This is a genomic window from Parapedobacter sp. 2B3 (genome assembly GCF_041925275.1).
Taxonomy (GTDB): domain Bacteria; phylum Bacteroidota; class Bacteroidia; order Sphingobacteriales; family Sphingobacteriaceae; genus Parapedobacter; species Parapedobacter pyrenivorans_A.
Genome location: NZ_JBHEUZ010000013.1, coordinates 119,358 through 134,948, shown reverse-complemented (window position 1 = coordinate 134,948; position 15,591 = coordinate 119,358). Strand labels below are relative to the sequence as shown.

The 15,591-nt window shown below is 48.1% G+C and carries 11 protein-coding genes; 6 read left to right on the top strand and 5 right to left on the bottom strand.

Annotated elements, in window-relative coordinates:
• Positions 1-70 precede the first annotated feature (70 nt).
• From accC to ACEVG1_RS15390, 6 genes are all read left to right on the top strand, one after another.
• Positions 71-1,411 (top strand): acetyl-CoA carboxylase biotin carboxylase subunit, encoded by a 1,341-nt coding sequence (accC, locus tag ACEVG1_RS15415; RefSeq protein ID WP_353124317.1) that lies wholly within the window; start codon positions 71-73, stop codon positions 1,409-1,411.
• A gap of 335 nt (positions 1,412-1,746) precedes the next feature.
• Positions 1,747-2,649, top strand: a complete 903-nt coding sequence (gene tatC, locus ACEVG1_RS15410) for a twin-arginine translocase subunit TatC (protein WP_353124318.1) — start codon at positions 1,747-1,749, stop codon at positions 2,647-2,649.
• Between the two features lie 8 nt (positions 2,650-2,657).
• Positions 2,658-3,098 (top strand): ribose 5-phosphate isomerase B, encoded by a 441-nt coding sequence (gene rpiB / locus ACEVG1_RS15405; RefSeq protein ID WP_353124319.1) that lies wholly within the window; start codon positions 2,658-2,660, stop codon positions 3,096-3,098.
• A gap of 61 nt (positions 3,099-3,159) precedes the next feature.
• Positions 3,160-4,731 (top strand): M28 family peptidase, encoded by a 1,572-nt coding sequence (locus tag ACEVG1_RS15400; protein ID WP_353124320.1) that lies wholly within the window; start codon positions 3,160-3,162, stop codon positions 4,729-4,731.
• A gap of 15 nt (positions 4,732-4,746) precedes the next feature.
• On the top strand, positions 4,747-6,393 hold the full coding sequence (gene pgi / locus ACEVG1_RS15395) for a glucose-6-phosphate isomerase (RefSeq protein WP_353124321.1): 1,647 nt from the start codon (positions 4,747-4,749) through the stop codon (positions 6,391-6,393).
• A gap of 60 nt (positions 6,394-6,453) precedes the next feature.
• Entirely contained in the window at positions 6,454-6,954 is a 501-nt protein-coding gene (locus ACEVG1_RS15390) for a hypothetical protein (RefSeq protein WP_353124322.1), read from the top strand.
• A 22-nt stretch (positions 6,955-6,976) separates the two neighbouring features.
• Here ACEVG1_RS15390 and tpx read toward each other — a convergent pair whose 3' ends face one another.
• The 5 genes from tpx to ACEVG1_RS15365 form a co-directional block, all read right to left on the bottom strand.
• Positions 6,977-7,477 (bottom strand): thiol peroxidase, encoded by a 501-nt coding sequence (gene tpx, locus ACEVG1_RS15385; RefSeq protein ID WP_353124323.1) that lies wholly within the window; start codon positions 7,475-7,477, stop codon positions 6,977-6,979.
• 229 nt (positions 7,478-7,706) lie between these two features.
• Positions 7,707-8,837 carry a DUF4998 domain-containing protein gene (locus tag ACEVG1_RS15380; protein WP_353124324.1) on the bottom strand — a complete coding sequence of 377 codons (1,131 nt, stop codon included), beginning with the start codon at positions 8,835-8,837 and terminating at the stop codon, positions 7,707-7,709.
• A gap of 26 nt (positions 8,838-8,863) precedes the next feature.
• Positions 8,864-10,027, bottom strand: coding sequence for a DUF5000 domain-containing lipoprotein (locus ACEVG1_RS15375; RefSeq protein WP_374744609.1), 1,164 nt, complete (start codon positions 10,025-10,027; stop codon positions 8,864-8,866).
• 32 nt (positions 10,028-10,059) lie between these two features.
• Positions 10,060-11,817, bottom strand: coding sequence for a RagB/SusD family nutrient uptake outer membrane protein (locus ACEVG1_RS15370; RefSeq protein WP_374744608.1), 1,758 nt, complete (start codon positions 11,815-11,817; stop codon positions 10,060-10,062).
• Positions 11,818-11,996: 179 nt separating this feature from the next.
• On the bottom strand, positions 11,997-15,200 hold the full coding sequence (locus tag ACEVG1_RS15365; RefSeq protein WP_353124327.1) for a TonB-dependent receptor: 3,204 nt from the start codon (positions 15,198-15,200) through the stop codon (positions 11,997-11,999).
• Positions 15,201-15,591 lie beyond the last annotated feature (391 nt).

Here is a 15,591-nt window from a genome sequence, read left to right as displayed (position 1 = left end):
AATCCATTTTTATCACATTGTATTTGTGCGCTATGGACGAATACATACTACCGAAGATAGCTAGACATTCATGTTCAAAAAAATACTAATAGCAAACCGGGGGGAGATTGCACTACGCATCATCCGCACCTGCCGCGAAATGGGTATTAAAAGCGTAGCGGTATACTCCACTGCCGATCGTGACAGCCTACATGTACGTTTCGCTGACGAAGCCGTATGCATCGGCCCGCCGGCTAGTAAGGATTCATACCTCAATATACCCAATATCATTTCAGCCGCTGAGCTGACCAACGCAGATGCAATTCACCCCGGCTACGGTTTCTTGTCTGAAAACGCACGCTTTTCGTCCATCTGCAACCAATATGGCATCAAGTTTATCGGTGCTACTGCCGAGCAGATTGAGCAAATGGGCGACAAGGCTTCTGCCAAAGAAACCATGAAAAATGCAGGTGTGCCCACCATTCCCGGCTCGGATGGGCTGGTGAAAGATGTGAAAGAGGGCATAACCATAGCCAATGAGATCGGCTATCCGGTCATCCTCAAAGCAACGGCTGGTGGTGGCGGACGGGGGATGCGCATCGTTTGGAAAGACGAAGAGTTTGAGCCCGCCTGGGATTCTGCACGCCAGGAAGCGGGTGCCGCCTTCGGCAACGACGGCATCTACCTCGAAAAATTCGTGGAAGATCCGCGGCACATCGAAATACAGGTAGTGGGCGACCAATTCGGCACCGTGTGCCATCTTTCCGAGCGTGACTGCTCCATCCAGCGGCGCCATCAAAAGCTCATCGAAGAAGCTCCTTCGCCGTTCATTACGCCCGAGCTACGCCGGGCCATGGGCGAGGCGGCCATCAAGGGTGCCAAGGCGGTCAACTACGAAGGTGCGGGTACCATCGAGTTCCTCGTAGACAAGCACCGCAATTTCTATTTCATGGAAATGAATACCCGTATCCAGGTGGAGCATCCTGTTACGGAAGAGGTGATCAATTTCGACCTCATCAAAGAGCAGATCAAGGTGGCCGCGGGCATTCCTATCTCGGGCAACAACTACGAGCCAACCATGCACGCCATCGAGTGCCGCATCAATGCGGAAGACCCGTTTCAAGGGTTCAGGCCCTCCCCCGGTAAGATCACCAATTTCCACTCGCCGGGCGGCCATGGGGTACGCGTGGATACGCACGCTTACTCCGGCTATGTGATTCCGCCCAATTACGACTCCATGATTGCCAAACTCATCTGCGTGGCGCAAACGCGCGAAGAGGCCATCTCAACCATGGAGCGTGCCCTTAGCGAATTTATAATAGAAGGTATCAAAACAACGATCCCGTTGCACTTGCGGTTGATGCGCGACCCCAATTTCAGGGCGGGCAACTTCACGACGAAGTTCATGGAAACCTTCGATCTGAGCGAATAGCGCTTTTCACGGCTTTTACCGTTTACTTATACGCAGGAACCGGTTACCGATACGTTGGCGGTAGTCCGTGACGCCGCCGCACCGACGGTTGCTTTCGACGTATAAGTGGTTACTTTCCGTGCATGACTGACTACTTCCCGCGTATAAGTAACTGCTTAAACGGCCAAAACCGGAACAGATGCCGCACCTTTGTACCAGCACGGTAAACCGCAGCGGACACCCACGCCTGCTGTTATACCGGATCGGCCGCTGCTGAGATTGAACCCCTGTAAAATACCATACTAAAATACCGTTCTTACCGATAAGAATAGTATTTTTGCGTGCTACTGATTGCTATGAGTAAAATATCCGGAAAGAAACTGATCGAGAGTATCAAACAAAAAGGCAAAAACCTCGAAGCCGAGATGTCGTTCTTCGATCATCTCGAAGTACTGCGCTGGCACCTGATCCGATCGGCTATCGCAATAGTGATCTTCATGATTGTCGCATTTTCCTTCTACGACTTCATCTTTGACGACATCATCATGGGACCCAAAGACGCTAATTTCTGGACGTACCGGATGATGTGCAAGATTGCTGACTGGCTCAATACCCCAGGATTCTGTGTAACCGAAGTACCGGGCACTATCATCAACACCCAAATGGCGGGGCAGTTCATCCTGCAGATCAACTCCTCTTTGATTATCGCAGTGATGCTGGGCGTCCCCTACCTGCTGTATGAAGTATGGCTCTTCGTGAAGCCTGCACTGACCGACATCGAGCGGAAATCGGCCAGCGGCTTCGTATTCTATGCAAGTTTCCTATTTGTCTTAGGGGTGTTGTTCGGATACTACATTGTCGTACCGCTGGCCATGAATTTCCTGGCTAATTATTCCATCAGTGGGGAAATATCCAATACAATCACCATCGATAATTACCTGTCTTTCGTAGCGACCCTGACCTTGGGATGCGGAATCGTGTTCGAATTGCCCATTATCGTTTTCATCCTTTCGAAATTGGGGATCATGACCCCCCAGTTTATGCGGAAGTCGCGCCAATATGCGGTGGTTGTAATCCTTATTATTGCAGCCATCATAACGCCAACACCCGATATCATCACGATGCTTACGGTTAGCTTTCCGATGTTTTTACTCTACGAGCTGAGTATCATCGTTGCTTCACGGGTGCACAGGCGGCGTATGAAGACCGATTTGGGCTTTTATAACGGAGACGAAAAACAGACAACGGAAAAACAATAAGATTAACCATGACTATGCCATGTACCATCGCCATTGGAGGAGACCATGCTGGTTTTACATACAAGACCGAGCTGTTGGCTTTTCTGGAACATGCGGGCTATACCGTAAAAGACTTCGGCACCCATAACTCCGATTCGGTCGATTACCCCGACTTCGCCCACCCTGTAGCTACGGCAGTGGAAAGCGGCGAATTTGACTGGGGCATACTGATATGCGGCAGTGCCAACGGTGTGGCCATCACCGCCAACAAACATCAAGGTATCCGTGCCGCCATCTGCTGGGAAGAAGAACTGGCTTCCCTTGCCCGGCAACACAACGATGCGAATGTGGTATGTATACCCGCCCGTTTCATTGATGTGGAGCTGGCAAAGGCCATTATCAATCAATTCCTCACCACCGATTTCGAAGGTGGCCGGCACGCCAATCGGGTGAATAAAATGAGTTGTTAATTATCAATGGTTAATGGTATAATGCCTGTTGTCTAGTGTCTCACATCTAAAAAAAAGCACGATGAAACAATTATTATCTTTATTCCTCATTCCGGCCTTTTGCGGATGCATCATGGCCCAAGATCCAGTGCAGCTGAAATACGCTGCGGAGATAACGCCGGAAACGGCCAAAGCACACCTATCCATCCTCGCTTCGGCCGAATTCGAAGGACGGGGAACGGGAGAACCCGGGGGCGAGAAAGCCGCGGAATACATTGCTGATGAATTTAAACGGTTGGGCCTGGCCGCCCCTGTCGACGGTTCATACTTCCAGCCGGTCAAATTGATACGCACAAAGTTTGATGTCAGTGAGTTCACGATCGACGGCAAACCATTCGTTCACGGCCGCGATTTTTATTTCGTAGGCAGCGGACCCACAACCACCATCGATACCAGGGAGATTGTTTTCATTGGGTACGGCATCAGTGAAACCAACTATGACGACCTGAAAGGAATCGACATCAGCGACAAGGTTGTATTGGTGCTTAGCGATGGAGAGCCCAAGAATGCACAGGGCAATTCCCTGATTACCGGAACCGATACCGAATCGGAATGGGTGACCTCACGTACCAAGCGGCTCCAGAACATCACGTCGAGAAACCCAAAGCTTATCCTCGCCGTGTCCGGCTCGGTGAAAGAAACACTTGAGCGTGTCGGAAACCGGCTGACCCAGCCCCGCATCGCGTTGGATGAAGGCACCGACAACGGCCCTGCCGCAGCCCGCACATCCGTGGCCAACATCAGTCCCGAAATGGCCGACCTGCTGTTGGCACGTGCCAAAACCTCTGTTGGCAAGCTGGCCAAACATATCGACGAAACACAAAAGAGCCAAAGTAAAACCTATAAAGTCCGGTTGAAAACGACGTTCGGTTCGGTCACCGAGCCGTTTACCTCGGCCAACGTATTAGGCTATCTTGAGGGCACCGACCTCAAGGACGAGCTGCTCGTCCTTACCGCGCACTACGACCATGAGGGCAACCAGAACGGAACGATATTTTTCGGTGCGGACGACAATGGGTCGGGTACGACGGGTATATTGGAACTTGCACGCGCTTTCACGAAAGCGAAAGCCGAAGGGCATAGCCCCCGGCGTAGCATCCTCTTCATGACCGTGACCGCCGAAGAAAAAGGACTACTGGGTTCCAACTACTACTCACGTCATCCGGTATTCCCCTTGGAGAATACCGTGGTCAACCTCAACACCGATATGATCGGCCGCATTGACGACAAGCACCTCCGCGGTAACCACAACTATGTGCATACGATCGGATCGGACAAGTTGAGCTCCGAATTGAAGGTTATCAATGAAAATGCCAACGCCGACTACACCCACATGGAGCTAGATTACATGTATGATGACCCCAAAGACCCCATGCGCATCTACTACCGGTCAGATCAGTATAACTTTGCAAAGCACGGCATTCCGGTGATTTTCTACTTCAGTGGCCTCCACCCCGATTACCACACGCCCGCAGATACCGTGGATAAAATCAACTTCGAAATGCTTGCCAAACGGGCCCGATTGGTGTTCCATACCGCATGGGAAATCGCCAATCGTGATCAACGGCTCGTGGTGGATTCCAACAAAGAATAATCTAAAAAAACACATATGTTACCCCGTATCAATTTCACAGCAACACAGGCATACAAATACCTCAGCAATCATTACATCGATATCGCGCCGAAGCACCTCGCGGAACTCTTCGTAGCAGATAACGACCGGTTTGGCAAGTTTTCGATCAATTTTGGCGACATCTTGTTCGACTACTCCAAAAATCGCATCGACGACACCACAAAAGCATTGCTCCTGCAATTGGCCCGTGAATGCCGGCTGGAAGATGCCGTCAACGCAATGTTCGCTGGCGATGCCATTAACGAAACGGAGGGGCGTGCCGTACTCCACACCGCCTTGCGGCATCAAGGCAATAGCCCGGTGCTGGTAGACGGCCAGGATGTAATGCCCGATGTGAAAGCCGTATTAAGCAAGATGCGTGAGTTTTCCGAGCGGATCATCAACGGCGACTGGAAAGGCCATACCGGCAAATCCATCACCGATGTGGTCAATATCGGAATCGGTGGCTCCGACCTCGGTCCGGTGATGGTCACCGAAGCATTAAAGCCTTACAAGAACCGCCTGAACATCCATTTCGTGTCCAACGTGGATGGCACCCACATCGCCGAGACACTTAAAAAAGTGGACCCAGCAACCACCTTGTTCCTCATTGCATCCAAGACCTTCACCACACAAGAGACCATGACCAATGCGCATACCGCACGGCAGTGGCTGCTCGACAGTGGTGCCGCTCAAGATGCCGTTGCCAAGCACTTCGTAGCCCTCTCTACCAACGCCAAGGCCGTGACCGAGTTCGGTATCGATACGCAGAACATGTTCGAGTTTTGGGACTGGGTAGGCGGCCGGTATTCGCTTTGGAGCGCTATCGGACTTTCCATCGTACTTAGTATCGGCTATGACAACTTCGAGCAGCTGCTCCAAGGAGCCTATGCGAGCGATACCCATTTCCGCGAAACGCCGTTCGAGGAAAATATTCCAGTTATCATGGCGCTGCTGGGCGTGTGGTATAACAATTTCTTCGACGCCGAAACACAGGCTATCCTCCCTTACGACCAGTACCTACATCGGTTTGCGGCCTATTTCCAGCAAGGCGATATGGAAAGCAACGGCAAATATGTGGACCGCGAAGGCAATCCGGTGGATTACCAAACCGGCCCTATCATCTGGGGCGAGCCGGGCACTAACGGCCAGCATGCCTTTTATCAGCTTATCCACCAGGGCACCAAGCTGATTCCGTGCGACTTCATTGCACCTGCACAAAGCCACAACCCTATCGGCGAGCACCATACGCTGCTACTATCCAATTTCTTTGCTCAGACGGAGGCTTTGATGAATGGCAAGGATGAAACGGAGGTTATTGCCGAACTAAAAGCATCCGGCAAGTCGGACGGGGAAATTGCCCGCCTCAAAACGTTTAAGGTGTTCGAAGGCAACCGGCCCAGCAACTCGTTCCTCCTCAAGAAAATCACCCCTTTCACGCTGGGGTCATTGATCGCCCTCTATGAACACAAGATTTTCGTGCAGGGCATCATCTGGAATATCTTCAGCTTCGACCAATGGGGCGTGGAACTCGGCAAACAGCTTGCTGGAAAGATTTTGCCCGAACTGCGGAACGACGAACCCGTATCTACGCACGACGCTTCGACCAACGGGCTGATCAACCGTTATAAAGCATGGCGCTAGTCTCCTAGCGGTTTTTTTGATAAACTGGATTTTCTGCACGGAATTTGCCACTTGGTTAGTATGAGCTTACAACATCAGTGGCGGGTGGTAATCGGTATGTTTGGTGCGATTGTCCTACTAACCGGTGGTTCCTGCCAAGGGCCGTCATCATCATCTCAAGGCCAAAACGGTTCACAGGGCGACACCCTATCACAGGGCACCGTAATTCCGGTAGTGGTGACTTCCTGTTATCTTTATACACGCGAACGGGATTCGGTGCGCTTCAGCATCACGGTAACAAACGACAGTGCTTCGGGCACACTACATTTCGAAAACTATCAGATAGACGGTAGCCAAGGCACGGTTGAGGGCCGACTCCATGGGGACACGCTATTGGTTGTTTATGATTTCCAAGCCGAGGGCACCCAAAACCGCACGGAGGAGGCGTTTCTCAAGCGCGGGGCCAATCTGATACGCGGGATTGGCGACCGCAAACCGGTCGGAAACACGTACCGGTTTACGGACCGCGGCGCCATTGATTTTGAAGCGGGCCAAGTCTTTCAACCGGTACCGTGCGAATAGTGGGCGAACACGCTAACAGGATTTACGCCAGTGCGGCCAACGCTTCGTCGTATTTGGGTTCGTTGGTTACCTCCGCAACTTGCTCCGTGTATTTAACGGTGCCGTCTTCATCGATAACTACTACCGCACGGCTTAGTAGACCACCGAGGGGTCCGTCGGTCATCTTCAATTGGTAGGTATCCGAGAAATTGCTGTCCCTAAATTCCGACAAGGTTTCCACGTTGCTGATGCCTTCCGCTGCACAGAACCGCCCCTGGGCGAATGGCAGGTCCCTTGAAATACAAAGCACCACCGTGTTGTCCAATCCGGCAGCTTTTTGGTTAAACGTCCGTACGGATGCCGCACATGTGCCCGTATCGAGGCTAGGGAAAATGTTGAGGATCACTTTTTTACCTTGGTAATCGCCCAGCGACTTCGTGGATAAGTCGCCAGCTATCAATTTAAAATCCGGAGCTTTGCTCCCAACAGCCGGAAGCGAGCCGGCGGTATGTACTGCTGTACCTTTGAATGTTATGGTTGCCATAGTTTTTTGATTTTCCGTAATAATAGCAAATTCCAGCGGTGTTTGAAAGGAGTTACCCAATTGTTGACAGGTGGATGATATTGAGTCTGGAATTACACCGGATTTATGCCCGACGGTGCATCGCTCACAAAAAATTGAATGATTTATGGATAAGCGAAAACAAAAAATGCCTCCGAGGAGGCATTTTAACTATGCAATGCTTATGTTACTGTTTCCCCGCGTACCCCTATCAGTCTCCGTAGACATAAATCTCGGCGATGCTAGTAAACGGATCCCGATTACTATCAGGTAATACCAATTTCAGATAACGGCCCGTTAGCGTAGAAGATGAATTGCTTATCGATATTTCGATATTATCTCTCCCTGAAACAAATTCCGCTTCCCCGATTTCTGTCCATGTGGTTGCATCGGCATCAGGATCTGGCCCAACAAAGTATCGGATTGTTTTTGCATCTCCATTTCCAGGTCGCCTATATGTATCTATTTTAGTAATCTTCTTGGGCGAGGTCATATCGATAATAGCCCAATGTGGAAGAGGCTGATTTCCCCCATCCCATTGTGAATGCCAATACGTACCTAGGTTGTCATCTAGCAACGTGTTCTTACCGCCGCCGTCGCTAGCGGTCTCATCAGAAACTTCCAATACGCTCCACGAACCCCGGTCGTATTTGTATATCGAAGGGAAATTTCCGTCATATTGTTCCCAATCTGTAGAAAATGTATCGATCGCAAATTCCTCTGGGATGAAAGACGATGAGAATTGGAAACTTGTTCCAGCTTTCGCATTAGGACAGACAATGCGCTGCTCGCCCGGCTTCAATCTTACCGTATTTGTTTCGCCATTGGTCATCGTATATCTGATATCTGTCCATGTCATACCATCTATCGCACCGAACCATTCAATAATACCGCCGCTTTCTGCTAAATCAACGCCCCTTACCCTTCTGTTGATTAGCGAGCTTTGAAAAAATTCGCCATACGAGTTACCAAAGCCTGTGAGATATAATGATTTGTGCCCGAAATTATCCGTCGTTTTCACTTCAAAGGTATAAGCACCTTCCGGCAAATCAGGCACATCCACATAGAAGCTATCCAAACCAGTTGTTGGAGAAACGGTAGTGATTAACGAGTCCGACATGGCATTCCAATACAAATCGACGCTTTTCACATTCGGCGCATTTTCTAACCAAAATGCGAACTGAACACGGCCTTTACCGGCGATGAATTGTACGGAGTCCACCTTCGGCGCATAGATTGTTTCTCCATTTTTGACATATTCTTCATGGATATCCATAAAGCTTTCGCAGGACGTCACGAGAACAGCCAGGGAAAGCAGGAGTATACTATATGATTGTTTCATTCTTTCTTGATTTTAGTTTCTTCTTATTACTGTACTTCGCCAAACACGTCGATTTCTGCAGGGTGAGTGAATGTCGTTCCTCCCCATGTAGACAATATATTTATCCGGATGTAGCGCGCCGGGGGTAAATCCAACGGAAATGCGAACTCGTGTCCCTCTTGCGCCAAGGCAATATCCTCATCGCTAGAGTTAGTTATGGGGAGTCCTGATGGTTTGATTATCTCACAATCCATGATCTTGGTCCACCCGGCCCAATCGCCATTCTGTGCAGGCTTAGTCGCTGAAACATAGACTTCAAACTCTTTCGGATTGCCCCAGTTATAGTAAAGGCCACTAAAAAATCGCTGAAACATCACTACTCGGCTAAGCTTCGCCTCGACTCCCAAGTCGATTGTAAAAGGCGCCGGAATGGAGGAGTTCGCGGAATGGCCAAAATTATCCCGATCATTGTCAATTAGGAAATTATCCATCCCCTCCCAGTTTGTGAAACTGGCATCGCTGCCGAGTTTCATGATGGACATCCCTGTTTTGGGAATTTCCTCTTCAAATAACGGCACAATGGTCTCTGTGATCGTATCGGTATAGTTCCCGAATTGGTCACTGACGATTACCGCAAACTTTCGCGGTTCTGATGCGAATCCACGTATGGATTGCATCATCGTCTCAGCTTCGGATGATGCGATCCGGCTAGTAACCATCTGACCGGTAGAGTCGGCCGCGAGGAATTCAAAAACAACCGGTGCTTTCAGTTCATTTGACCACTGAAATTGGGCACCGCCGAAGTCATTGACAATATTCATGCTCTTCCTCACTTTACTAAGCGGGGACTCCAAGGGGGTAAAGGTTACCTTCACCGGGTCTGACAGCTCCAATGCCCGATTGAACACGTAAACGTCGGCCGTATGCTCCAACATATCATCAAACCCAACGATGGCTATTTTATTGTCATAAAAAGAAGATGATACCTCCTGCTTACTTCCATTGGAAATGGTGTAAACGGCTTTCACACCCAGAATATCCTCGGAGTTGGGTATACGATAGGTGACGATTGCTCCTCCGGGTGTCGCTTCTACCGATACATCGGTTATCACACCGGGTTTTCCTAAGCTAGAGCTGATCGGTTCCAAATCCTTCTCAGCACATGACCATAAAATCAATACTGAAAATAGCACTAAATTTATCCGTTTCATTGTCGGTTTCTTTAGAAATTCGTGAAAAAAATCTACCATCCTGGGTTTTGAACAAGGAGCGGGTTATTGACGAGATCATATTCCGGTATCGGTGCAAAATAATCTCTGTATGTAAACTTCTGTACGTAAAGCGTAGTGACCGTATAGTATTCATTAACGTCACTGGCCGACACATTCCATCCCTGGATCAGACGGTTCTGCTCGCGTACTGCTGTTTTCCACCGATGACTATCCCAATAGTAATGGCCTTCACAAGCCAACTCAATTTTCCGTTCTTGTTGTATAATCTGGCGCATTCCGTTTTTCGTGGTCGGCTTGCCTGGATTGTTGGAATACTGCTGCCAACTTTCCACGACCCCTTCCAGGCCGGCTCTTTCCCTAACCAAGTCAATATATTTATACACTTCCGCATCCGGGGCTGCTTTACTTTCATTCAACGCTTCGGCGTAAAAGAGATACAAATCGGCTAGGCGCATATCGGGGAACGGGAATGTTTCATAAGAAACACTATTTGCGTCCCTGAATTGCGTGTTCATGGAGACCAGTTTTTTAGGCCAATATCCGGTTGCATTGTAATCTCCCGGGTTAAATACCGAAGAAAATTCACCAAACCGGTTTCGGGGGTATAATGCATCCAAATCATTTTCAGGTTCATTACGATAGGAATTACCCCACCATTTTCCGCGATCGAACCCCAACGTAGAATAGAAACGGGGCTCCCGGTCAAAATTTAATGCCGCCGTTTGCTCTCCCTTTTGGATTACCCGTGCATGTTCGTCATCCCCTACCCGTATATTGTAACGGTTTGTATAATCATACTCGATATCTTCGTCGATGGGTACACCGTTTTTAGAATAGAACTCTTCAACCGTGGCTAAACTCACGCTCATCCTACCGCTCGAAGACGAAGATGTTCCTTGCTCGAACCGGGGTAATGCCGGGGATTGTAACCCTGAATTTACCGGGTAAGAAGAGTTGCCCCAAATCAACTCCACATTCCATCGCTCGCTGACACTGCTACGCAATGTATTTACAAGCCTGGTGGTATCCGATATCGGTTTGGACGTAATGTAGTCTTCCATTTGGTAAAGACGTATTCCCGATTGTTCGCATATTTCAATAGCCTCTCTACACGCCTCTGCCGCGAGATCCCATCTGGTGGCATCATAAACTTGATTGAAGAAAGGTTCGCCATTTTCGTCAAGGAAGCTATTGTAGTCGGTATTTCCATTGAACAACGGGCTGGCCCAGTATACCAGTGCTTTTGCTTTCAGCATATAAGCAGCTGATTTTGTAAACCGTCCGAGTTGGGTCGATGTAGCCTGTATAAACAGGGGCAGCGCATCGCTAGCGATCACTTCATCGATCAATTCCAAGGTATACGCAAAACAGTCGTCTACGTTCTGGCGCGTCACCCGTACCCCGGTTGTCGATTCATTGACCGGAAGGCTTTCTTTCAACGGCGTTATCGGCCCATAGAATGTGATGAGGTAGAAATGCATGTATGCTTTGATCAGCTTTACTTCCGCAATCATCCGTTCCTTTTCATATTGATTCAGATCCTGTACACCACCCACATTTTCCAGGAACGTGTTACATTCCCTTATCCCGGCGTATAACGAACGGATCATATCACCTTTCCCACCCCAATAATCTATCCGATTAGATGTTGCACTATTTGCCCCGAGGCCAAATTGCATGCCCCCGGATGTCTGTCCTTCTTTATTGAAGCACATTTCCAATGCGCCGAAAATACCCGGGTTTTCATTCCAACCTGCGGATTTTGGCATTCCCCAATAACACGTTGCTAAATATTTTTCTGTTGTGTATCGATCAGAAAAGGCATTATCCAACGTTGCAATGTTATCCGGTACCACATCCAGGTAATTGCAGGAGCAAATCGTTGTTAGTACGACTAACGAGCATATATATTTTTTCAATGTTGATTTCATGTTACGTTCCATGCTTGTTATAAATTTACGGTCAATCCGAGGTTGAATACGCGTTGTACAGGATATCCTAATCCATTTCCGGCCATTTCCGGATCCCACAATTTAAATCCACTCCACGACATCAAGTTGGTTCCACTGGCATACACCCGGAGGTTTCGCACAAAGAATCTCTCCGTTAGTGTTGTAGGTAGCGTATAACCGATCTCTGCGGATTTCAGGCGTAGAAAAGTCGCATCCTGCATATACCAAGTACTTTGTTGCCGGTTATTTTCAATCTCGTAGTTGGCAAGCCGTGGCCACAACGCGTATACATCGCGGTTGCTTTCCGACCAATAACTATCTGCAAAGGCCTGTATAATCGCGTTATGCCCGATTAAGCCGTCATCTTCTCCCGATATTCCCGAGTTACCATCCAGGAACGGCGTTGTTTTCTTTAAATCAACCCAAAAGGATTGACGAGCTGAGCCTTGGAAGAAAAACGACACGTCAACGGATTTATAACCCACGGAGAGACCGAACCCATAATTGATTTCCGGAGTCGTCGGAAAACCAATCGGGACTTTATCCAAATCGGTGATTTGCCCATCGCTATTGATATCTTTATACTTAATATCCCCGGCCATATACGAACCGAATTGCGTGGGCGAATTTTCAACCTCTTCGTCGTCTACAAAGAGGCGTTCCGCTACAAACCCCCATTGTTGACTCAAGGGTTGCCCGATTTTCGATAACCACGGCGTTGCCGAATAGTCGGGTTCTTCCCATTCTATGGCTTTGCTTGTGGCATAGGTGAAGGTTCCTCGCCCGGTGAACCAGAAGTCCGGGCTCACGATTTTTTCATAGTTCAATTCCACATCGACCCCTTTTCCTTCGGCTTTGCCCAAATTGGCTTTCACATCAGGGATAATTCCCATCGTTGCCGGAATAACCCGGTTCAGCAGGATGTTTTCCCTCCGCTCCTTAAAAAATTCAATCGTTGTAGATAGACCGAAAACTGTAGTTGCCTCAAGCCCGACATTCGATTTATACGCTGTTTCCCAACCAATTCTATCGTTAGCATATCGGGAGATACTTATGCCCAGCGGATTATAATTCAGTTGGGTTCCCCAGTTAACCGCCCGTCCTGCATCCATGTTTACTTCTGACAAATAGTAGAAGCGGTCGTAGCCACTTCCAATGCCGTCGTTGCCTACCAATCCGTAAGTACCTTTAAGCTTCAGTTGGCTGAAGACGTTGGTCATCGGTTCGAAGAAACGCTCGTTGGATATCATCCACGCAAAGCCTGCGGAGGGAAAAAATCCCCAACGGTTGTTCGCCGAAAAGCGTTCGGATCCGTTATACCCAAAATTAAATTCGGCAAAATACCTGGAATCATAATTATAGGTTAAGCGTCCGGAAACACCCATGTTCCGACTAGGCAGCGATAGTTGCAGGTTGTCGGAAATACCCTGTTTTTGACTTCTCATGGTGTAAACCAACAATCCCCCCAAGCTGTGAACGTCGTTGAATGTTCTGTTATAATCGACCGCACTTTCCAAGTAAAACACGGTGTTGATGTATCGTTGGCCGGGGATATAATTGATGTATTCGGTACCACCGGCGGGATTCAATCGCTGCAATTTATAGCTTTGATCTGCCAAACTGTATGATTGCATATCATAATAAAAAGGGAAATATTGCCTATCTACCGTATATTCCGAATAGCGGTTCATGTTAAACAACGCCCGTGCACTCAGTCCTTGGGTTACCCCAGACAAATCCTGTTTGAGTTCAAATTGCGTTAATGCCTGGTTTTTGCTGTAATCCCTGTACCCTTTCAATGATTCTGCATAAGGATTGGTATATCCGGCATTTCCATAGTTTCCGAACAGGATATGTTTGGCATAGGTAAACTGTTCGTCAGGCTCGTAGTAAGGCTTAAAAAGTACAGGGTTTGCCTGCATCACCTTATTGTACATTTGCGTACCACCGTCTATCGGCCCTATATATTCGTCAAAAGTCACGTTCAGGCGAAGTATCAATTCCGTTGTGTTGGTCACATTCACATTCACATTGGAGCGGGCAGCATACTTTGTCAGGCTAATGTTCGAATTGAAATTATTCCGATTGTCGACTTTCATGTTCCCGTTGTCCTGTGTCACGTTCGCCGCCACGTAGTACCTAGCTACTTTACCCCCTCCACTTAAACTCAGGTTGACCCGCTGGTTAGATATTACGTCATCAAACATCGCATCGTACCAGTCGGTAGCCGGAAAAATATCCGGGTAAAGCCCGCGCTCGGTCATGATGACTTTCTCCTGTGAATAAATGGGTATACCCAACGGATCGCGTGTTTTAATGGCCTCGTTGTGCATGCGCATAAAGGTAACGGGATCGGCAACATCGATCCGTTTCGTTGGGGAAGAGAATGAATTTTCGGCCCGGACATTGATCTGGACTTTCCCTTCCGTTCCTTCCTTGGTTGTAACGGCAATAACACCATTGGCTCCGCGAGCCCCGTACAGTGCAGTTGCCGTAGCATCTTTCATGATCGAAAAACTAGCGATATCGTCTGTGTTAAGACGGGCCAAATCTTCGGTTGTAAGCTCTACCCCGTCAATAAGGATCAACGGATCTCTCTTTGCGTCCGCCCCAAAAGTGGTAATACCCCGTATAAAGAAGCTTGCATTATCCCTTCCCGGCTCGCCGCTTTGCTGAAAGGAAATCAAACCTGCAACACGGCCGGCAAAAGCGGTGGTCAGGTTACTGCTTGGCACTTTTAACTCGCTTGGCTTGATTGTCGTAATCGAACCCAGTACGCTTTCCTTCTTTTGTTTACCAAAGGCAACGATTGTTACTTCATCCAATTCACTCGATTGGAATCTGAGCACGATATTCAACGTTGCCTGTCCGGTATAGACGACTTCCTCCGGAATCATTCCGAGGAACGTAGCAACCAATACCGTATTGAGTGGGATATCATCCAATACGAAATCACCGGACTCGTCGGTCATTACCCCCCGTGTGCTTCCTTTAATCGAAATTGTTGCCCCAGCGACAACATCTCCGCCCTCATCCGTTACTTTACCCTTTACCCGCTGTTGATTCTGCGATTGTTCTTGTGGATAAAACGCCGCTGCTTTAACATGAATCGCCGGCGAAACTAAAAAAATAGAAAATAAAAACAAGACTACCCAAATTGAATAGGTTGTTGTTTGTTTTCTCACACAATACTTCTTCATAAATTTAGTTAATTGATTGATTATTATACAATTAAATAATAGTAATGCGGCCATTAGACGACACGAAACAGACCGCTTCATTTCTAAAGCGCTAATTTGGTTAGACTATCTAAATCAAAAAGCAATAAGATGAAAATTGTTTAGTCAATGGTAATTATCGATCATTCAGATTTATTTTAAAAGGTTAACAATAAAAAGGTTAATAATCTATTTAGACCCTGCACGCTACAATCTACCATACATTAAGTGTATAAGGCACGCTATTGGTCAAAGGCGAATGTATAGATAAAAAATTGAATTGCAAAAAAAATGAATATGATTAATTACAATTATGACAGAGACTACTTGATATCGGTGTCGTTATTCCCATCAAAACCAGTTGAGCGGTCAA